Annotated in this window: 18 protein-coding genes; 12 read left to right on the forward strand and 6 right to left on the reverse strand. The window is 38.3% G+C overall.

The features are described from left to right. Window positions 1–37: 37 nt before the first annotated feature. From AB2Q86_RS02470 to AB2Q86_RS02490, 5 genes are all read right to left on the reverse strand, one after another. Entirely contained in the window at window positions 38–703 is a 666-nt protein-coding gene (locus AB2Q86_RS02470; protein ID WP_003735627.1) for a YoaK family protein, read from the reverse strand. A gap of 20 nt (window positions 704–723) precedes the next feature. Beyond that, complete coding sequence (locus AB2Q86_RS02475) at window positions 724–1,479, reverse strand: DUF4866 family protein (RefSeq protein ID WP_012581924.1); 756 nt, start codon at window positions 1,477–1,479, stop codon at window positions 724–726. Window positions 1,480–1,595: 116 nt separating this feature from the next. Further along, window positions 1,596–3,755, reverse strand: coding sequence for a DUF3488 and DUF4129 domain-containing transglutaminase family protein (locus tag AB2Q86_RS02480; RefSeq protein WP_012581923.1), 2,160 nt, complete (start codon window positions 3,753–3,755; stop codon window positions 1,596–1,598). Further along, the gene (locus AB2Q86_RS02485; RefSeq protein ID WP_012581922.1) at window positions 3,752–4,900 is read right to left on the reverse strand and encodes a DUF58 domain-containing protein; all 1,149 of its coding nucleotides are present in this window, start codon (window positions 4,898–4,900) and stop codon (window positions 3,752–3,754) included. Before AB2Q86_RS02485 ends, AB2Q86_RS02480 begins: the two co-directional genes overlap by 4 nt. Window positions 4,901–4,904: 4 nt before the next feature. After that, window positions 4,905–5,852, reverse strand: coding sequence for a MoxR family ATPase (locus AB2Q86_RS02490; protein WP_012581921.1), 948 nt, complete (start codon window positions 5,850–5,852; stop codon window positions 4,905–4,907). A gap of 156 nt (window positions 5,853–6,008) precedes the next feature. On the opposite strand from AB2Q86_RS02490, the gene AB2Q86_RS02495 reads away from it, so the two are divergent. The 10 genes from AB2Q86_RS02495 (at window position 6,009) to AB2Q86_RS02540 (ending at window position 17,872) form a co-directional block, all read left to right on the forward strand. Next, window positions 6,009–7,604 (forward strand): PucR family transcriptional regulator ligand-binding domain-containing protein, encoded by a 1,596-nt coding sequence (locus AB2Q86_RS02495; protein ID WP_012581920.1) that lies wholly within the window; start codon window positions 6,009–6,011, stop codon window positions 7,602–7,604. A 134-nt stretch (window positions 7,605–7,738) separates the two neighbouring features. Then, window positions 7,739–9,022 (forward strand): cytosine permease, encoded by a 1,284-nt coding sequence (locus AB2Q86_RS02500; RefSeq protein WP_012581919.1) that lies wholly within the window; start codon window positions 7,739–7,741, stop codon window positions 9,020–9,022. Continuing rightward, window positions 9,023–10,123 carry a DUF917 domain-containing protein gene (locus AB2Q86_RS02505; RefSeq protein WP_012581918.1) on the forward strand — a complete coding sequence of 367 codons (1,101 nt, stop codon included), beginning with the start codon at window positions 9,023–9,025 and terminating at the stop codon, window positions 10,121–10,123. It abuts the gene before it with no gap. Then, entirely contained in the window at window positions 10,116–11,666 is a 1,551-nt protein-coding gene (locus AB2Q86_RS02510; protein WP_012581917.1) for a hydantoinase/oxoprolinase N-terminal domain-containing protein, read from the forward strand. The genes AB2Q86_RS02505 and AB2Q86_RS02510 overlap by 8 nt, the downstream gene beginning before the upstream one ends. A 627-nt stretch (window positions 11,667–12,293) precedes the next feature. Continuing rightward, a complete protein-coding gene (locus AB2Q86_RS02515) occupies window positions 12,294–13,832 on the forward strand; it encodes a helix-turn-helix domain-containing protein (RefSeq protein WP_012581916.1) in 1,539 nt (512 codons plus the stop codon). 251 nt (window positions 13,833–14,083) lie between these two features. Then, window positions 14,084–16,153 carry a BspA family leucine-rich repeat surface protein gene (locus AB2Q86_RS02520; protein ID WP_012581915.1) on the forward strand — a complete coding sequence of 690 codons (2,070 nt, stop codon included), beginning with the start codon at window positions 14,084–14,086 and terminating at the stop codon, window positions 16,151–16,153. Window positions 16,154–16,218: 65 nt separating this feature from the next. After that, window positions 16,219–16,692, forward strand: coding sequence for a hypothetical protein (locus tag AB2Q86_RS02525; protein ID WP_012581914.1), 474 nt, complete (start codon window positions 16,219–16,221; stop codon window positions 16,690–16,692). 19 nt (window positions 16,693–16,711) lie between these two features. Beyond that, window positions 16,712–17,197, forward strand: a complete 486-nt coding sequence (locus tag AB2Q86_RS02530; protein WP_012581913.1) for a hypothetical protein — start codon at window positions 16,712–16,714, stop codon at window positions 17,195–17,197. A 27-nt stretch (window positions 17,198–17,224) separates the two neighbouring features. After that, a complete protein-coding gene (locus AB2Q86_RS02535; RefSeq protein WP_012581912.1) occupies window positions 17,225–17,530 on the forward strand; it encodes an LPXTG cell wall anchor domain-containing protein in 306 nt (101 codons plus the stop codon). 75 nt (window positions 17,531–17,605) lie between these two features. After that, window positions 17,606–17,872, forward strand: a complete 267-nt coding sequence (locus AB2Q86_RS02540; RefSeq protein ID WP_003733328.1) for a hypothetical protein — start codon at window positions 17,606–17,608, stop codon at window positions 17,870–17,872. Between the two features lie 79 nt (window positions 17,873–17,951). Here the strand turns inward: AB2Q86_RS02540 and AB2Q86_RS02545 are convergent, their stop codons facing one another. Beyond that, a complete protein-coding gene (locus tag AB2Q86_RS02545; protein ID WP_012581910.1) occupies window positions 17,952–18,914 on the reverse strand; it encodes an HD domain-containing protein in 963 nt (320 codons plus the stop codon). A 120-nt stretch (window positions 18,915–19,034) separates the two neighbouring features. On the opposite strand from AB2Q86_RS02545, the gene AB2Q86_RS02550 reads away from it, so the two are divergent. Continuing rightward, the gene (locus tag AB2Q86_RS02550; RefSeq protein ID WP_003735640.1) at window positions 19,035–19,595 is read left to right on the forward strand and encodes a TetR/AcrR family transcriptional regulator; all 561 of its coding nucleotides are present in this window, start codon (window positions 19,035–19,037) and stop codon (window positions 19,593–19,595) included. 109 nt (window positions 19,596–19,704) lie between these two features. Beyond that, window positions 19,705–21,405: an oleate hydratase gene (locus AB2Q86_RS02555; RefSeq protein WP_003728986.1), complete on the forward strand. Its 1,701-nt coding sequence runs from the start codon at window positions 19,705–19,707 to the stop codon at window positions 21,403–21,405. The last annotated feature ends 38 nt before the right edge of the window (window positions 21,406–21,443 follow it).

The following is a 21,443-nucleotide window of genomic DNA, read 5'->3' on the forward strand; positions in this document are numbered from 1 at the left end:
GCCAGCAAAGTGAGAAATCATTTTGTTGGCAGTTTTTTTATATTATTTTACTTTCTCTATCAATAAACATCATCATAAAGGCGATAAACTGTATAAATGCACAAACGAGAATAGCATATTGTGCGAATAGCTGAATAAAGAAATTCCCTACAACCGCACCAATGATAAAACTAAGAATAACGGTAAAATATAGCAAGCTGTTACGCAAATATTGTTTTTCCTTGTACTCGAAATAATCGCATAAATTTTGCGTGGCGCTCCGCAAATTCCCTATACACATCGTCGTCGCAATCCCTCTACCGTGCATTTTTCGGAAACTTTCTACTTGGATACCACATACAAAAGATATGAGCGAATTGGCAATTAGATTATGATCAAGTGGAATAAATGCAACTCCAATTAAAATTACCACCTCTATCAAGACAGAAAGCTGACGCCAGTGGAGACGTCTAATATCTCGCCGATGAATCACTTCAGATATCGCAATTCCGACCGTAAAAGAGACAACCGGCCAAAAATACTGAATTGCGATAGCCCAGTTCCCCTCCGAAAGATTAATTCCAAATAAAAGTATGTTCCCAGTCTGCGCATTAGCGAATACCTGACCTCTTTCAATGTAAGAGTAAGCATCCATAAATCCGCCAGCCAGAGCAAGTAAAAGCCCCAAACCGATTGACTCTGAAATTTGTCTAGATCTTGCCATGATTTTTCATCCTTTTTTTCTTATTTATTAACCATCTGTTCACGAAGAGCATCAACTAGCTCATTAACTTGCTCAATATTTTGCAGCATTTTTTTCTCAAAATGGTGAATTGGAAGAAATACGCCAAGTTCATCTGCATTTTCCGATGTTTCTTGTCCGTAAAAAATTCGGCTGGATGGAATAATTTCCTGTATGTGCAAGAAAGTTTTCCAAATAAACGCATAGACTTCCGACTCAGTCATTCCTAATTTTAAAGTATCAGGAAGAGAATACAGTACTAAAATCCCTCTTTTTTTATTAATTCGTTTGGTAGAAATCGAAAAATCTGGCTCGTAGGAATGAATGATATCATCATCGTCTACTAAGAAAATCGCAGTTTCAGAATGATGCAAATCTGATTGATAAATCTCTTGAAATTTCTCCTGTTCGCGGTTAGAAATATCGTCCTTCTTGGCTATAAAATTACCTTCTTTATCTGTTAAAAAGAACGGATTATCCACTGTTAATTTTTTAGGAATAAGGAAAGCTTGTCTGAGAAGTTCGAATAGCGTTCTCCCACAAACACCTAACAACAAGGCACTTACATCACTTTGCCTATAAGCCGACAAAATAATTTTAGCAAAAAGAGTATCATCTTTTTCAAAACCACGCGTCTCTTGATAGCTCTCTAAATTATCAAGAAATACATCTTTAAAACGTCTGCAAGCTGTTGGATTAGCCAATATCTGTTCGAAAAGGGGAGTGACATTTTGTTCTTTTGGGAAAATAGTTGTCATTTTCAAGTCTCCTTTAATTTATTCATGTTAATATTATCGCATATTTACGAAGAAAAGATAAAAATATTACATAAGAAAAAGCGCCATGAATATTTTCTTAGGCGCTTTTTCTCTGTTTATTTAGTTAATCGAGCTATAACTTGTTGCACAAGCTGCGTTTCTTCCGCAGTTATCACTTTTTCCGTTAAGTTATTACTATAAACTTGCGCTTCATACATTTTCGTTAGTCGCGAAAATTCTGTCGTTGTTAATTCAGCATCCACTCTGGTGCCAAAGTGACGTAACGTTTCACTCGATTCGCGGACATAACCATAAGAAGCAAGTAATTTCATAAGTCTATGATAGGTTTTGCCAAATTCTGGACTATTTTTCAGAGAACGAAGCAATAAATAACTACGAATTCTGCGTCTGAATATAATAGCTAGTGCGAGCAGTGCCACAACTAGTCCAGCTGGAATCCACCAAACCCAAGACGGAATTTCGAAATTAGAAGCCGCTGTTTCTGTTTTAGGTTCTTCTTTTTTCGGTGTTTCACCAGTGGAGCTGCTACCGTTATTTTGTTCTGGTGTATTTTCTGGTGTGTTTGGCGTTTCTGGCGTACTCGTACTATCATTAGGTGTTTCAGGTTTATTAGCTGTTTCAGTTGTTGGTTCTTGGAAGTTTTCGGGATTGGAGAATGTTGCTGTTGGCTCAAATGGAACCCATCCAGTACCTGGGAAAAATACTTCCGGCCAAGAATGTGCATTGTTATTTGTGATTGTATAAGTCGTTTTAGTATCATTTTCTTTTTTCTCACCCTCACCAGGTGTGTAGCCCTTGGCCCATCTTGCTGGAATCCCAAGCGATCGAAGCATGACTACCATGGAAGTAGAAAAATTGTCACAATACCCAATTTGCGTTTCAAATAAAAATTGATCGACATAGTCGGCTCCCCTAGGCGTTTCTTTCGCATCCTCTGTACTATAAGTAAAGGTGCCAGAAGCGCTTAAATAGCGTTCGATTGCTTTCGTTTTGTCATAAATTGAATCAGCGTCTTTTGTTACTTTATTCGCCAGTTTTGCCACCCGGTCTGGTAAGTCTTTTGGTGTTTGTGTATATTGAGAAACAAAAGCGTTAGAAAGTGTACTAAAGTCAGCGTTCTGCATTTTTTCAATATTATAAACAGGTGTTTTTAGTTGGACCGTATAATTTTTGATTGTATCCACAGGTCCAACTCGCTCAATGGTTAAATTGGCACTAAATGAATCTACTGCGCCATTAACTGTTTGCGTTCCATATGGATAAGGCATGTAATCACTAGAAGAAGCAAAACTAATTTCGGCCGTGTTTGTAACACCAGTTGTTTGTTCTGTAAGTTGAATAGGGAATTTATCACCGGAAGAGAAAGATATGACATCCGCGGAATTTGCATTTGCCCAGCCGGTTCCAGTATAGACCGTTTTCGATTCTACGCGCCAGTAGTGCCCTTTTTCCGCTCGAGCAGTGAATACAGTAGCATTATCCTTTTTGAGAGCACCACCAAGCGTTGTGTCGTCTTCACTATAACCAACCGTGCGCGTTGTATTAATCCCAAGCGCATTTTTTATCGTCGGTATTGGATCAGGGAAAATCGGTGCTTTTTTCGGAAGCATTAACGAACTAAAAACAAATACGGCCAGTAATAAAATCACCAAAATATGATAAAACAAACCATTACGTTTCAAGGAGTCTGCACTAATTCTATTTGGCGCTGCAATCCGACTTGCCAGTGCAAGATGAAGCAATAAAAATCCTTCTAATACAGTTCGGACGATGGCCCAATTACTGTTATAATCTGTAAAGGTATTAATAACCGCTAAATAAGCAACAGTTAAAACTAAAACACTCATAACCCGCTGTTTGCGCAGAATACTATAAGTAGTAATATAACTCAAAAGCCATAAAGCAATTAAAAAAACGATTAAAATAAAGTCCATAGAAATATCGGACGAGCGAAACTGTACCATATCTCTAAACCCATTAAAGGTAATTTGGAAAAAAGAACCAAGCCAATTCCCTGCCAGAATACCACCTTTAGCATAGTAAATTCCTGAAACGATGATGATCATCACGACATGAAGCGGAATCGTCCAATAATATTTCAAACGGAGGAAAAAACTACCGAGTGAAAGGGTTATAAATAAAATAATCCAGTTTGCTGTAGAGAGTTCGGTCAGCTCAGCGAATGGATAAATCCACTCAGAGATAAGCAAAACAGATAGAATGAATAGCATGACGAGCGTTAAATATCTTTTCATTTAGCTTCACGCTCCCATCTGCTTAGAAGACTTGCTGGTTCAAGGAAAATCGCTGGAGCATCCATCGCTTTAGAATGCTCTGATTGAAAAGTAATGATTTGGAGCTGTTTATTATCCGTTAAACGAGTCACTTTTTGCATTAACATCGTATCAATACATGGCGTGAACAGAAGGATTTTCTCTCCAGAATGTAAATTACTATCAAGCGATTCTTGCAGCGTTAAACTATCTACCGGGGCGATTTCTGCAAATGCAGTCGATATATCTTGAAGTCTACTTGTACCTTTCGCCGGAGCAAATTTGCTCGTTTGATCGCCTAAAAGAGTAACACGAATTTCTCCATTATCTTCGGAGATTTTACGAATAAACGAGTAAGCCGCCCGAAGTGATAATTCAAAATTGGGATGGCTCGCTCCGTAAAAAATAACGGATAACCGCGATGTCGCACTATTTTCAAATTCCCGAGTCATCAGTTGGTCGCTTTTAGCAGAAGATTTCCAGTCAATAAGGGAAATCCGGTCACCAGAAGAAAATTCGCGTAAACTGTGCAAATTGCTGTTTTTCTTAAGCGTCCAGTAAGCGGCATTGCGTTCATTTTCTGGAGAAGATTCACTGATTTTTTCTAGCACGTCCGGAAAATAGGTTGGATAAATAGTGAGCGTTTTTTCAGAAGATAATTGGCGCGAACGCTCTAATAAGCCAAAAGCATCGCTAGTTTCTACATCAACAGGTGGAAATGAATGAATCCCACGAACGCCCACAAATCCAGCCAATGTGACCGTGAAATGCTTTTTAAAAAGCGGATAAACCACTTGTTGGCGGGCGCTCACATTGCCAAAACTAGCGGGTATTTTTTGTTGGAATAGCAAATAACCCACCGGATAACGCGATTTTCGAGTGAATGATACTTGCATATCAATTAAATCGCCATCATGATAGGTATTTTTTACAAAGCTCCGATTCACTTTCCACGCTTTTAGTGGATAAATCGAGGACAAAAATAAAAGTAACAGGATAAAACTAAAGAAATAGGTTAAAAACCAGCTAGCTGTATCACCTTGAAATAACGTATAAGTCCAAAGTCCTGCGTAAATAATTAGCATAATAATCCACCGAAATGCTAATAGGAGGCGTTTTTTCAACATTTAGCTACCTCTTCTCTACCGGAACGGACGTGTTTTTCAAAATGGAAGCAATAATGGATTCGGCTGTTTCCTCATTATAATAAGCTTCAGACTTCAAAATGAGACGGTGAGTGAAAATATACGGTGCTAAATACTGAATATCATCAGGAATCACATAATCTCGACCTTCAATAAGCGCAAAAGCTTGAGCGGCCTGCATGAAAGCGAGCGAGCCACGCGGACTAATTCCGAGCGCAACAGAAGGGTGTTTTCGAGTCGCATCAACTAGGCGAATAATATAATTTTTTAAAACATCATCAATAAAGACTTGCTTTGCTTTGTTTTTTAGGTCCAGTAATTCGCTGAGTGTCACCACTTGCTGCGTTTGATCAAGTGGATCTTGGTATTGTTTCAATGTAAGCAGCTGCATTTCTTCTTCGACTGTCGGGTAGCCAATATTAATTTTAAGCAAAAAACGGTCTAATTGTGCTTCAGGAAGGGCGTACGTTCCTTCATATTCAATCGGATTTTGGGTCGCCATAACGAAAAATGGGTTAGCGAGTTTGCGCGTAATACCATCCACTGTCACACTATTCTCAGCCATACCTTCAAGTAAAGCAGCTTGAGTTCGAGGCGCAGTACGGTTAATTTCATCCGCAAGAACAATATTTCCCATGACCGGACCCGGACGGAATTCAAAATCACGTGTTTCGGGATTGAAAATCGAAACACCCGTCACATCTGCGGGAAGTAAATCTGGTGTAAATTGAATTCGTTTAAAGGAAACACCAATTGTTTTAGAAAGGGTGCGGACCATCATCGTTTTACCAACACCAGGAACATCTTCTAATAATACGTGACCACCCGCAAGTAGGGCAGTTAAGCTTAATTTAACAACATGTCGTTTACCGACGATTACTTTTTCAACTTCATTAATAATCTCATTTATTTTAATGGATGGCTCTATAGACATAATTTGCCTCCGTTTCTTATCGTATGTTATTTTGTCAGAATATGTTTATTCATGGTTTAATGCTACTATAATAGGCCTTGAATGTAAAAGATTTAACGTGGCATGGACTTTTTCTAGGAGATTGTTTACACTTAGAATAACTGGAGGTGGCGAACTTTGAGCGTAAAATTGGCAGATTTAATGAAATTACCATCTTTAAAAGAAGCGAAAGTAGTCTCTGGAAAATCTGGATTATCTAAACTAGTTTCGTCTATTTCTGTTTTAGAATACACAGAAGTAGCTTTATTGGAAGATGATTTATTTGATAATGATGAATTTTATGGCAGTGAAATTGTTGTATCTGCTTTTGTGAATATTCGTGACGATGTCGAGGCGCAGTGCCGGACAATTGAGCGATTACATAAAGTCGGCGAAGTTGCTTTAATTCTTTACTACGTGGGGATTTTTGTTCCGAAAATTGACCAAAAGCTGATTGATTTTGCAAATGAACTTGATTTTACCATTATTGTTATGCCAGAAAACGAGATGTCACTTAGATATAGCGAAGTGATTTATGAAGTAGTTGAAGCGATTGTGAAGCAAGAAATGACAGATACTAACTTTGTAACCGAGTCATTAGAACAGATTTCGAGTGTGCGACCGCCGCAACGAAATATTGATACGACGCTGAAAATTTTGTCTGATAGGACGCATACTTCGCTCGTCTTAACGGATAATTCTTTCCAAGTAATTAATTCTATCACTTGGCCACGAACGCGCCACTGGGATTTTGAACGGGTAATTGAAGCGTCCAAACAAATGGGTGAACATGAGCTCGTACAACTCCATTTGGATGAACGTGATTTTTATACGGCCAGAAAACCGATTTTTCAAGACGGTATGCAGGCGATGCACTTGTTTATGATGAAAGAAAAAGGCGCATTAACGGCCGATGTAGCCATGCAAGTTACCGAAGTAGTCCAAGTATTTATGAATTTATGGGGCAGAAACTATGTCGAAATTAGCACGGCTGAACTGATGAAAGCCATTTTAAATGATGAAAGTGTTAAAATGCGGCGACTTGGTAAGATTTTAAATGTGGATGTTTCTTCTATTAAATGGATGTGGCTTGTAAAAACCGAAGAAATTCGCGACAATGAGCAAGTTTTAGCTGAACTGAAAAGTTTTGTAGCTAGTCATTTCCAAGTTTCTTTAATTGATTTATTTGAAGATAATATCGTTGTTTTACTTGATAATTCAGTGGCGCAGCGGGACCGGACGCATACTGCAAATGAGTTTGCGCTGATGATGAAAGAACATGGGATAGACTTGAAAATTACTGTTTGCCAAGGAATGGAGCAAACGTCAGATGTGCAAAGCGCTTATTCGCTCGTTAATGAATATAAAAATGCGGCAAATGCGATTTATGCAAACAAGTCCATTTATTCTCTTCAAGAAATTGATTTTGCGGCAAAATGTGTGGAAATAGTAGATCGGGGAGAGTTAGCGATTGCAGAACAAATGAGACCACTAAAGTCTTTAGAGGATAATGATGAATTAATTGAAACACTGTCTGTATTTTTATTGGAAGGTGAATCCAATTATAATCAAGCGGCTGAATTACTATTCCTGCATAAAAACACGATTAAATATCGAATACAACGGATAAATGAGTTGTTGCAATACCCAGCGACAAAAATCCCAGAGTCTTACAATCTCTATTTAGCAGTGGCGATTCGACGGATTCTTGGTGGAAATAACAATAATAAATAAAAATAGTGCATTTTTTGTCCAAAGTGACAAAGATTGCGCTATTTTTTTTCAATTCTGATAAATACAAATGATAGCTAGTTCTTATATAATTAGTCATTAATATAACAAATTCAAGAAAAAAGGGGCGGAACATAATGACAGAGAAGAAATCAGTGGAGCAAACGCAATCCTGGCAGAGTTTAGCATTTGTATGGACCGGAGCAATGATTTGTGTACCGAGTCTACTAGTTGGAGGAACCTTAATTTCAGGTATGCCTTTATGGGAAGCAATTTTAATAGCACTTTTAGGATACGGCGTTATTGTCTTATTTATGATATATCAAGGAATTCAAAGTAGCGATTTAGGCATTCCAGCAGTTAGTGTAGCTTCACAGGTTTTTGGCGAACAAGGATCGAAAAAAATTATATCTATTCTTTTAGCAATTGCTTGTCTAGGATGGTTTGGTATTCAAGCCAATGTATGTGGCGCAGCATTTTCACAGTTTCTAGGTATTTATGGAATTAATCTTCCAGTGCCGGTTTCTTCCTTGATTTGGGGAGTTATCATGTTACTTTCAGCTATTTATGGTATTCGTATTTTGAGTATTTTAAATTATATAGCAGTTCCAGTTTTACTATTTGTATGTATTTACGGACTTGTTGTTTCTTTAAACGATGGCGGACTAGCTATTGTGGAAAACTATAAACCAGCAGGAAGTATGTCGTTTATGACAGGACTAGCAATTACAATTGGCTCATTTGCATTAGGGGCAGTAATTGCAGGAGACTATTCTCAATATACAAAATCGCGTAAAGACGTTGTAAAAGCAGCTATTGTCGGGATTTTGCCATCAGGTGTGCTTATGATTACGGTTGGAGCGGTACTTGCACTTACAGCTGGTACAGCAGATATTTCTGTCGTGTTTACAAATTTAGGATTACCAGTTCTTGGTATTATCGGCTTGATACTTGCTGCATGGACAACAAACGCAGTAAATGCCTTTTCTGGAGGTATTGCGATTATCAATGTATTTAACATCTCTGAAAAATATCACAAAGTAGCAGTTGCAGTTGCAGGCGGACTTGGAACAATACTCGCGGTTATCGGAATTTTAAACCACTTTGTTCCAATTATGTCCGTACTTTCAGCAATGGTGCCACCCGTTGCAGGAGTAATGATTGCTTCTTACTGGATTGTCCAAAAAGGCGACAAATCCAAATGGGCACCAGTATCAGGTGTCAACTGGCTTGGTGTAAGTTCTTGGCTAGTTGGTGCAGTAATTGCGGGGATTCCAGTCATTTTGACATTTTTCCCGGAGCTACCACAATTACCAAATCAACCACTTATCGGTATTATCTTGTCGCTGGCTGTTTACTTGATCGGAGCGAAAGTGCTGAGCGGGAAAACCAACAATGTAGAAAACTTGGAGGGAAAATAAATGCGTTATTTAGATGAACAAGCTATTGAAAATATCGCGATCGGTGCTGCGTTTCTTGGCACTGGTGGCGGAGGAGATCCATATATAGGCAAGATGATGGCATTAACTGCAATTAAAAAACATGGACCAATTAAACTGTTATCCCCAGACGAAATTGCGGACGATGATTATTTCATTCCAGCCGCGATGATGGGGGCACCATCTGTACTCATTGAAAAATTTCCTAAAGGCGATGAATTCGTTCGTGTATTTGAAAAATTAGGTAGATATGTAGGGAAAGAAGTAAAAGGAACATTTCCAATGGAAGCTGGTGGAGTAAACTCAATGATCCCAATCGTTGTGGCAGCTCAACTAGGCTTGCCAATGGTGGACTGCGACGGCATGGGCCGAGCTTTTCCAGAACTACAAATGGTGACGTTCCATCTAGACGGGATTTCCGCAACACCAATGGCTATCACCGATGAAAAAGGCAATATTGGTATTATGGAAACGATTGATAATAAATGGACCGAACGACTTGCACGTGTGACAACGGTCGAAATGGGTGCGAGTTCTCTTGTGAGCCTGTATCCGTGTAACGGTGCGCAAATTAAGCAAAGTAGTATTAAAAATATCGTGACACTATCTGAAGAAATCGGTAAAGTAATCCGCGAAACTTCGATGGACGAAGCAGAAAAACTACAAAAATTATTAGATGTAACGCACGGTTATCATTTATTCGAAGGGAAAATTACCGATGTTGTTCGGGAAACGCGCGCAGGCTTCAACTTTGGTCGTGTGAAAATCGACGGGCTAAACAAAGACACGGATAGCGAAGTCATTGTTCATTTCCAAAACGAAAACCTTGTTGCGGAGAAAAATGGCGAACCGATAGCAATTACACCAGATTTAATTTGTATGGTAGACCTTGAAACGCTGATGCCGGTAACGACGGAAGCGCTCAAATATGGAAAACGTGTCCGCGTGATGGCACTACCAGCTGATGATGCTTGGAGAACGGACAAAGGTATCGAAACAGTTGGGCCGCGCTATTTCGGCTACGATGTCGATTTTGAACCACTAGAAGAACTTGTCAAAAAGGAGGAACGCCGTCATGTATAAAATTGGAATTGACGTTGGTGGTACAAACACCGATGCCGTTATTTTAGATGAAAATCAACAACTCATTCATAGTGTAAAAATGCCAACGAGTGAAGATATTGAAACGGGAATTACTGAGTCACTTCATCGCGTATTGAGCGAGACGGGAATTGATCGCTCGAAAGTAACGCACGCCATGCTTGGAACAACGCAGTGTACAAACGCGATTGTGGAACGTAAAAAATTAGCAAAAGTAGGCGTTCTTCGTTTAGGCTATCCTGCAACAGCATCCGTTTTACCATATACAGCTTGGCCGGAAGACATGGTTGGCTTTTTATCTGGAAAATATAAATTAACTGGTGGCGGCTATGAGTATGATGGTCAGGTGCTATCAGAAATCAACGAAGCAGAAATCCGTGAAACCTTAGCTAGTTGGAAAGGTGAAGTGGAATCCGTCGCAGTTGTTGGCGTCTTTTCTTCCTTGAAAAACGATCAGGAATTAGCTGTTCAAAAAATAATTGAAGAAGAACTTGGTGCGGATATTCCAGTTTCGATTTCCTCTTCCGTAGGTTCTGTTGGACTGATTGAACGCGAAAATGCGACGATTTTAAACGCAGCCCTTTTCAAAGTTATTGCGGCAACGAGTGATGGTTTTGAAAAAGCACTAGAACAAGAAGGAATTGAGCACGCTGAAATCTATCTTTGCCAAAACGACGGGACTTTAATGTCACTAAATTATGCAAGACAATTCCCGATTTTGACGATTGCTTGTGGACCAACGAACAGTATCCGCGGCGCATCCTACTTGGCGGGACTTAAAGACGCGATGGTTCTCGATGTTGGTGGCACGACTTCTGATATTGGAGTGCTGACGGATGGTTTCCCTAGGGAGTCCTCGCTTGCGGTTGATGTTGGCGGAGTGCGTACGAACTTTAGAATGCCAGATATTATTTCCATCGGGCTTGGTGGAGGAAGTATCGTTCGCGAAAAAGATGGCGACATAACAATCGGACCAGATAGCGTTGGTTACCGTATTTCCGAAGAAGCACTAGTTTTCGGTGGTAAAACGATGACCACTACCGACATCGCGGTTCGTCTAGGGATGGCTGAAATCGGTAACCCTGAATTAGTCGCACATATCCCAACCGATTTTGCCGAAAAAGCCTATAAAAAAATCGCTGACATGACCGAAGATGCGATTGATAAAATGAAAACCAGTTCGGGGAGTGTAAGCCTGGTGCTTGTTGGCGGTGGTAGCGTGATTATTCCAGACGAAATCTCTGGTGTCGCACAAATTTTCCGCGACAAAAACGGCCCAGTCGCCAACGCAATCGGCGCATCCATTTCCCAAATCAGCGGACAATACGAACAAATCTACATCTATTCTCAAATCGAGCGGGAAGAAGCGCTCCAAGATGCCGATCAAAAAGCAAGAGAACAAGCAACTCTAGCCGGCGCAGTGACTGACTCGATTGAAGTGGTGGAAGTGGAAGAAATCCCATTGGCGTATCATCCGGGTAATGCAACCAGATTGCGCGTGAAAGTTGTGGGGAATTTGGTTTAAGAAGAGTAAATAGTGGAGCATTGCTGACTTCAGACTGGAAACAAAGTAAGAAATTACTTTGCTTCCAGTCTGTTTTTGTATAACGTAATCCCATATGTATAAAATTATGTATATTGACACAATTTGTGTTATTTTAGACATGGATTTAAATAAATCAATTCTTATACTAATTATCTAGAAAAACAACCCAAACGCTAACTAAAAATATTCTAGTAGGGTAAATAAATGAATAAAGGAACCGAACAAAAGCTTGCCGCGCGTCATTCACTTCTAAATCAATTGAAATATTACCGTTTATTCCGTATTTTTCACATGACTTTTTTGGATTGGGTAGTAGTCCGAAAGATGTTATTATAGATAAAGCATATGTGCCTGATTAGCGCGCAATAACCAGGTGAAGTATCAAAATCATGAATATCTCACTCGAAACGAATGGCTGAATTTATTTGAATAGAATCAATTACAATTGGTGGAAGAGCTAGAGGGAACCCCAGAAGTGGATTTTGAACTGGAAAAGAAACAATTAGTAACAAGAGCCAATGGAGCGGATACGATGACTTAGAGGAACATCTTATTGCAGTTACATGGATTTTACATAAAAAGTAACATTCAAAGGAAGTGTTTTTAATGAGAGAATATTTAGATTCAAAAAGCCAAAAAAAGGTAGCGCTTCTTGAGAAGATTTTTTATGCGGAAAATCATACATGTACACAAGAGGAACTATTAAATGAGTTGAACATTACGTATCCAACCCTCATTTCTACGATTAAAACAATTAATTTTGATATTGAACGATTTGGATATAAAGAGTTTTCGATTGTTCACTCCGCGCCAAATTTGTCCTATACCTTAAAAATATCGGATAATTGTAGTATTCAACTCATTATCAACGCCTATATTAGAGAGTCACCCAAATTTCAAATTCTCGAAACTTTGTTGCTGTCTTCCTTCCCTAATCTACAAGCATTGGCAAAAAAAGTACATGTTTCTTATTCTGGGATAAAGAAAGAAATAAAGGAATTGAATGAAGAGCTAAGTGAACGGAATTTATATATTTCTACAGGAAATCAGGTAGAAATAACGGGGGATGAATTTTCATTAAGAATATTCTATGCCTTCCTTTTTTTAGTCGCATATAGCGGGGATCGTTGGCCATTTTCTTTTGTTCGATATGATGAAATCACCGACTTATTAGAGAGTTGCCCAAAAGAAATTTATAGAGCAGACTCGATAGATAAGGCGATGATGATTCACTATTATGTCGCTATGCATTTATTAAGAGATAGAATGAATTGTCATATAGACACAACTAGGCAGTTTAAAGTGGCCCTATATAAGGCTTGCACCGAGGAGTCTAAGAAATCAGAGAGTGCGTTCATTAAAAAGGTAGCGAAACAACTTCCTAATAGGAACTATAAAGAAATGACCTACACGACGCAAATCATACTGAGTACCATTGTTGCTTTCGGCAGTTATTCTTCCATTGAAAAAATGCCTTCCTTTTTCTACATGGATGAACAGTTAGAAGAAATGGGCTTCATGAAACTAGTTGATTTTGCCAGTGAACGAGTAAATGATAATCTCTCTATTCCGTTTTCAGAGAAAGAGATGGAATTGCTCCGTTACTCCTTTGCGAGTATAAATTATAGATATTTCTTACTTGATAATTTAATCAATAAGTTCAATAATATTGTGCCAGGGTATACAGATCTTGATCGAAATATAAGAAAAATCCATAAAGTGAATCACCTAGAACCATTGATTAGTCAATTAGTAAATTTAAAAGAAATGGATCCATTAAAACCGTTTGAAGAAAGACTTGCTTCAGATTATCTGATCATTTTGGATAAGCGGATTGATTTTTCTATACACACCTTGCCTATTAAAGTAACTATTTTATCAACTATATCTAATGAAACAGCCGTATTTGATTTTATGAGATATTTTTCTAGCTACTACAATCTGGAAATAATTAATCAAGTCGATCCGGTGGTGGATTTATATATAAGTGATTTTTCCGTATCTCCAGAAGTGTTGACATCTTTACGTATCAATCAACCAATAGTCTATGTAAATACTAGATGGCTAGAATCTGATTATGTCAAAATTAATGATAATCTAGCGAAAATAGCGAGAAAAAAATTTATTGCTAATAAAAAAGATTAGGGAAATACTTGTTGGAATTTATATGGAACGCGTTTAAATGGAAAACTAAAGTCTTGTCCGAGTAATGATAGTTACTCGGATTTTTTTAATTGTGTCGTACTAATAGTAAAAAGCAAACACAACTAATAAGCTATAAAATTTTAAGAAGTTAAAATTTTATAGCCAGAGGTGCTCTCTTACTCCTCTATAATAAAATAGCAGCTAGAGGCTTAGGCATCTAGAAATTAATTACCGAAGAAGGAGGGGAGCTGATGAAGAAGCTTTCCATGCGAGTCATCCTAATGGTTACCGTTATTTTCATTGCTTTTGGGAGCGCTAATGTTTCTATCGCACAAGAGTTGGATACTGCAAATAAGCTTCCAGAAGAGGAGCTGGGTTCTCTAGATACCTCTGATGTCATTACAGAAGGAGTTCCGCAAGACAAATCAGCAGAGGTCGAGAACTTAGAAGAAATCCCAATTACGGATGAGTTGGTGCAAAATCCAGATGTTCTTGAGCAGCCTATTGCCGATTCGGATGATTCGGATTTAACAGTAGTAAACTCAGGTGATTTTTGGACAATTTATCGTAATACTGTGAACGGTGAATATAGCTTGCATATGTTTGGTAACGTGCCAAGTAGTAAACCAACCGCTTGGAATAGTTATTTGAACAGAATTAAACATATAGAGATTGAAGAAGCTACTTTGACAGGAAATTTCTCATCGTATTTTAGAAATAATGTTTTCACAGTACTTGAGAGTGTGAGAATTGAACGTTCGAATCTATCTAGAGTGACGTCTTTTGCACTCGCATTTTATGGTTCAGGAATTGAAAAAGTTATCATTAGAGATAATAATTATCCGACAGCACCATCTTTACTCACTACGGAAGGTATGTTTAAAAATTGTTCCAACCTTATGGAGGTTGATTTGAGTGGTCTTGATACTAGTGCGGTAACTACTATGTGGGATATGTTTAACAGCTGTAGGGCACTTGAGGAACTGGATGTAAGTCATTTTGATACGAGTTCAGTAACTAATATGTCTTACATGTTTTATGATAATAGAAACCTTGAGGTGCTGGATGTAAGCAACCTTGATACGAGTTCAGTAACTAATATGTATGCCATGTTTGAAGATTGTACTAGTCTTGAAGAGCTGGATGTAAGTAATTTTGATACGAGTTCAGTAACTGATATGTATAGAGTGTTTAATGGCTGTGAAAAACTGAAGAAACTAGATGTAAGTAATTTCGATACCAGTTCCGCTACTGCAATGGTTCAAATGTTTAGAAATTGTAGCGCCCTTGAGAAGTTGGATGTAAGTAATTTTAATACGAGCTTAGTAACTGATATGCGTGCCATGTTTGCTGGTTGTACTAGTCTTGAAGCGTTAGATGTAAGTAATTTTGATACGAGTTCAGTAACTAATATGGCTGCCATGTTTTCTGATAATGAAAAACTGGAGAAGCTTGATTTAAGTACCTTTGATACCAGTTCAGTGACTAACATGGGTACCATGTTTAAAAATTGTACAGCGTTAAAATCTTTATTTCTAGATAATTTTACACATGCAGCAAGCTCGACAGATATGTTTACTGGAACAACCTCTTTATCTTACTTGTTTGTCAGTCACAATGTAAGCAATTTTAATGGGTTAGAAAATACAAACTGGTATGACGAAAAGAATTGGGTGCAGTTTGAAACTCTCTCGCAACTACAGACATATCATCGGAAACAAAGCGAACCTACTGGCTATAGAAAAGGAGCTTTCCTTTCCTTAACGATGGATGCGATGGGTGGACAGTTTGAAGACGCGGAGGAACAAAAGGTACAAAATAAATTTTCTGGGGAATACTGGGAAGAAGTGATTCCTGTAAAAGAAGGACATTATTTTGACGGGTGGTATCTTGATCAAGATTGTACCAATAAATTTGACTTTTCATTGCCCGCTAATGCATCAATAACTATCTACGCAAAATGGATAGAAAACTATACAGTGATTATTCCGGCTTCTATTTCTTTAAATGAAACTTCTGAATTGAAAGTGGAAGGGATTAATCGAGGAGATAAAGATTTGTCCGTGGGATTAAACCGAACAGCAATGTCTGTTTCTGAAAGCAACAAGCTAACTTTAACCAATACGGCAGACACAACAGTCCAATGTTTGGCACCACTGAGTTGGGACGGGTCAGAAACTAATCCAGAAAAAGCAATTTTAACCCTTGCCCCAGGTTCGGAAAGAACAGAAGGAGATGCAGTCATGAATATTGCAATCCCAGAAAATATCCAGGCAGGAAAATATACGGGGAATCTAGTGTTTTCGATTAAGTATGAATGATGTAAATTAGCCAGAATAGTAATCATGTCAAGGTCATTTGGTTATTAATAAATTGGAGGTTACCTATGAAGAAGAAAAAAGTAGTGGTTATATCATTACTACTATTGCTAGTAAGTGTCATTGGAATCAGTAGTTATTTTCTATTCAAGGATAAAATAAATCTGTTGGATGTAGACCCTTCTGCTGTTGAGTGGAACGGGAAAAAACAGAAGGATACAAGTGGAGAAGAAAATACAATCGCCATTCCGGGTTTTGAAAAAGTAACGTTGTATGCAAATGAAACAAAACAAGCAGTGAATTTCCATAATCCGGAAATTAATGATTGTTACTTCAAAATATCGCTTATTCATCCGGATGGTTCGGTTCTATGGATATCCGATTTAATCGAACCGGGAAAAGGTATGTATTCCATTGAATTAGAAAAACCGTTAGCGGTAGGCGAATATGAAAACGCAGTGTTAAAATATGAATGTTTTTCTTTAAACGATCAGTCACCTTTAAACGGGTCTGAAATAAATTTAAAATTAGTTGTCGTCTAGACAAAGGAGGAAATTTTTTATGAATAAATTAGTATTAAGTACGTTAAGTGTAGCAGCAATGGGTATGGTATTTTTTAGCGGAGGGACAGCCTACGCTGCAGATAAAGAAGGTAATACAGTAGTGGAATATTCTGTTGAAGGTGATTATACCCTCGTTGTACCAGAAAAAGTAAATTTATCTAATGATAACGCCACAGAAATGTCTGTGAAAACAATCAATCGTAACTTAGAACCAGGAAAAGAAGTAGAGGTTACATTATCTAGTGGATTATCAGCCGATGGAGAGATTGAATTACAACGTGTTGGCGCTACTTCGGACGTAATAACCAGTAGTTTTAAAAGTAATAATAGTGTAGTAACAATGGCTAATCCTGTTATCGGAAGCTTTTCAGGTTATGCGATGGACGAAACAGAAGTAAGTAAAATTCAAATTGGAAGTCCTCAAGGAGACAAAAAAGCTGGAGCATATCAAACAACTTTAACTTTTACAGCTGCTTTTAAATAAGAAATTAAGAAAGGAGTTGTACATTTCTTGAAAAGGAAATTAGTTTTGGCAATGGTACTAATCAGCTTTTGTGGGATGTTCTTCTTATCGCCTGACCGTGTTCAAGCTAGTCATACAGTAGTTGAGGTCCTAATTTCAGAGGATGATTTGGATGTAAGTGAAGAAAACGTACAGGAGATTCCTAAAAAAGAACTGGCAGCCTCTTCAGATAAGGATAACAAACAACATACATTACCTAAAGCAGGTGATACAGTAACTAACTATACCTTGTTGGGTTTAGTGCTCATCCTTATTTGGTTGATAATGCAAAGAAAAAGGAAGAAGAAGGAATAACCCCCTGTGACATCATCGTAATGTAGTAAGTAAAAAGGATATAAAAATTTCTGTGTTAGATAGGAAGTGACAGGTATGGCTCGAATCGAATATGGAGAAGAAATTCAAAAAAGTCTACTAGTTTTATACTCTAGGGGGTCTACCATAGACTCTATCTGCAAGGAGTATGGTATCCCTCGTTACGAATTTCACAAATGGATGAAGTTACATGATAGCGATAAACTTGAAACAAAAGAGGTGGAGACTTTTCTACAGATAAGAGAATTAAAACAGCAAAAAAACAAATTAGAAGAAGAAATTTTGTTTTTAAATGAAGCAATCAATCTGTTGGAAAGTCCTTGATAGGGATGATTTCAAGAATCAGCTGTAGGAAAAATGAGCAATCATTTTTTCTACAGTTTTTTTAAAAATGGGGAGGTTTTTATGTTACTTTTATATAGCTGCCATGTTTACTTTTCTCAGATGCCCAATCATTCATTTCACGTACTTTTCCTGAAAGCTCATCCGCCGGAATAAGCCGCCCATCCACCAAAACAGAAGGATTAATCAAACGCATTTTCTTCTTATGATGATAAGTAAAGTCCACCTCATTTTCTTCCAAATGGGGACTCTCGAGCAACTGAATTTTCTCCCAAGCATCTGAATTCGCATTCAATTTAGCTAACAATTCAGCATCAGTCAACCGAAGATCCGCATTTGTAATCGTCTCCTGCTGAAACGCAATGCGCATTGCTTCAGCCAAAATCTCATAACTATAAACATTCAGCGGATCATAAAAATAATCAATCACTTCCGAATAATATTGCGCAACAAACCATTCTGCAAGAGCGATATTTGCCAAATAAAGCCGCCCATCAACCATTACTAAAGCCTGCAAAAATTCTTCCACCTCAGCCAAACTAATTTTTCCATGTCGATACAAATCTTGCAACGTATAATCAATCCGGTCAGCACAAAGCTCCGGGGCTTCTTGCTCCAAAATTTTCCACTTCGAAATATCATCAAAAATCCCTTCAAAAGAATAACCATACTTCTCTAAAATGGCAGGAATCGTCGAAGTTTTTACAAAGTCCTCAAAAATCTGCTCATGATAATCTTCCTCTTCAAAGTCAAGCGCATAATCCACCACATGCGAAAAAGCAGTGTGCGATACGTCGTGCAGTAAGCCAGCAATTTGCTCCTCCAAAGAGCCACCGAACTTCCTAATAAAAAGCATCACGCCAATCGAATGATCAAGCCGGCTAAGGTCCCAAAGTGGATTTACTAAATAACTCGAACCACCTTGATGCACGTGTGCTAGCCGGGAAACCAATGGACTTTGGATTAGTTCAGCCAAAACAGGTTCTATTTCAAATGTTCCGTAGAGCGGGTCTGTCATTTTCATCATATTCACCTCTTTTTTTCAATTATATATTAGCGAACAAATGTTTTCCATGCTTTCCCTAGCAATTCCAACCCCACCTGAGATACAATTAACCCAAACAAACGAAACGGGGCGGATGCCATGGCGGAATCACTCATTACTAAAAAAGCGATTGCTGGGGGGCTGATGGAGCTTTGTCAGCATAAGCGGTTTGAAAAGATTAGTATTGCGGATATTACGAATATTTGTGGGCTTAATCGGCAAACTTTTTACTACCATTTTACAGATAAATACGATTTGCTTACTTGGACGTATGAAAATGACTTTTTCCATTGTTTGGCGGATGGGATTACGCTTGAAAATTGGGATAAGCATGTGCTGAAAATGCTGGAATCGATTAAAGAAAATGCTGATTTCTATAAAAACACGGTTTCGGCGGATGCGAGTATCCTTTCTTTTTGCTTTTCTAAATTAACGAATTCGCTGTTTATGGATTTATTTGAGAAAATTGATACGAATGGAGCTGTGAACGAGGCAGATCGGGTGTTTTATGCGGAATTCTTTTCTTACGGATGCTCGGGTGTACTGATTAAATGGATTACGCGCGGTTTCAAAGAAGCTCCGGAAACAATCGCGAACCAGCTATTTCGACTTGCAAAGGATACAGAGTTTTTGGCAAACAGCATGTACCGCGAAAACTAGACAATATGGCTAATTTGTCTAAAAACCAGACATAAGCGTTCTTTTGCCCAGATTAAAAGCGAACGACAAGCGGTATACTATCTGTATCAAGAAATTGGAGGAGATAGTGATGAAAAATAAAAAACGTACGCTAGTCGCTCTAACTGGGGCTGCAATTGGAACAGGTATTGCCGCAAAGAAAATTTCTGAACAAAAGGCCGCTGAAAAAGAACGGGCAGTGGATGAAGCAATTAAAGCGCGCTATTATGGTGACAAACAAGTGTATTTCGTTGGTGGTGGGATTGCTAGTTTGGCGGGGGCTGTTTATTTAATTCGCGATGCCAATTTTGATGGGAAAAATATTCATATTATTGAAGGTATGCATATTTTAGGCGGAAGTAATGATGGAGCCGGAAGCGTGGAACATGGCTTTGTTTGTCGCGGTGGTCGGATGTTGAATGAAGAAACTTATGAAAATTTCTGGGATTTATTTAGTAGTATTCCGTCGCTTGATATGCCGAACTTTAGTGTGACAGAAGAGATTTTGAACTTTGACCATTTACATCCAACCCATGCGCAAGCGAGATTAGTTGATAAAGATCGCAATATCCTCGATGCGCATTCGATGGGATTTAATAATAATGACCGGATGTTGATGACGAAACTGCTCGCTACTCCGGAAGAAAAACTGGATAATTTAACGATACGTGATTGGTTTGATGAACACTTTTTTGAAACGAATTTTTGGTATATGTGGCAAACCACTTTTGCTTTCCAAAAATGGAGCAGCTTGTTTGAATTTAGACGTTATATGAATCGGATGATGTTAGAATTTAGTCGTATTGATACGCTAGAAGGTGTAACGAGAACGCCTCTAAACCAATACGAAAGCTTGATTTTACCTTTAAAAACATTTTTAGATAAACACCACGTTGATTTTACAATTAATCAAACGGTGGAAGATATTGATTTCAAAGATGCGCCTGGAATTACCGCAACAGCACTTCATTTATCGGATGGATCCACTATCGAACTTGGCCCGGATGATGATGTGATTATGACGAATGCTTGTATGACAGATAGCGCGACTCTTGGTGATATGAATACACCAGCGCCAAAACCTGAAGAAAAACCAATTTCTGGGGAACTTTGGTACAAAGTCGCTCAAAAGAAACCAAATTTAGGCAATCCAGAGCCATTCTTCGGTCATGAAGAAGAAACAAACTGGCAAAGTTTTACCGTCACTTGTCATGGCGATAAATTATTAAAACGCATTGAACGCTTCACAGGGAACATTCCAGGAAGTGGTGCGCTCATGACTTTCAAAGATTCTAATTGGTTAATGAGTACCGTTGTTGCCGCACAACCTCATTTTAAAGCGCAAGATGCAAACACTACGATTTTCTGGGGTTACGGATTATATCCAGACCGCGTGGGAGATTTCGTGAAAAAACCGATGAAAGAATGTACTGGGGAAGAAATTTTATATGAATTAATGTGTCATTTGAACTGGCAAGACGATTTTGAAGAAATTAAAGCGGATATTATCAATGTAATTCCGTGCTACATGCCATATATCGATGCGCAATTTGAACCACGGGCAATGAGTGATCGTCCGGCCGTTGTCCCAGAAGGTAGTACAAACTTTGCGATGATTAGCCAATTTGTGGAAATTCCAAAAGATATGGTTTTCACCGAAGAATATTCCGTTCGCGCCGCTAGAATCGCCGTGTACACATTGCTTGATATCGACAAAAAAATCTGCCCAGTAACACCACATAATCGTGATCCAAAAGTGCTAGCGAAAGCAACACAAACCATGTTTAGATAAAGTGAAAAAGTAGCTATTTGTGACAGAATAGCTACTTT

Source organism: Listeria monocytogenes, assembly GCF_041765605.1.
Classification (GTDB): domain Bacteria; phylum Bacillota; class Bacilli; order Lactobacillales; family Listeriaceae; genus Listeria; species Listeria monocytogenes_D.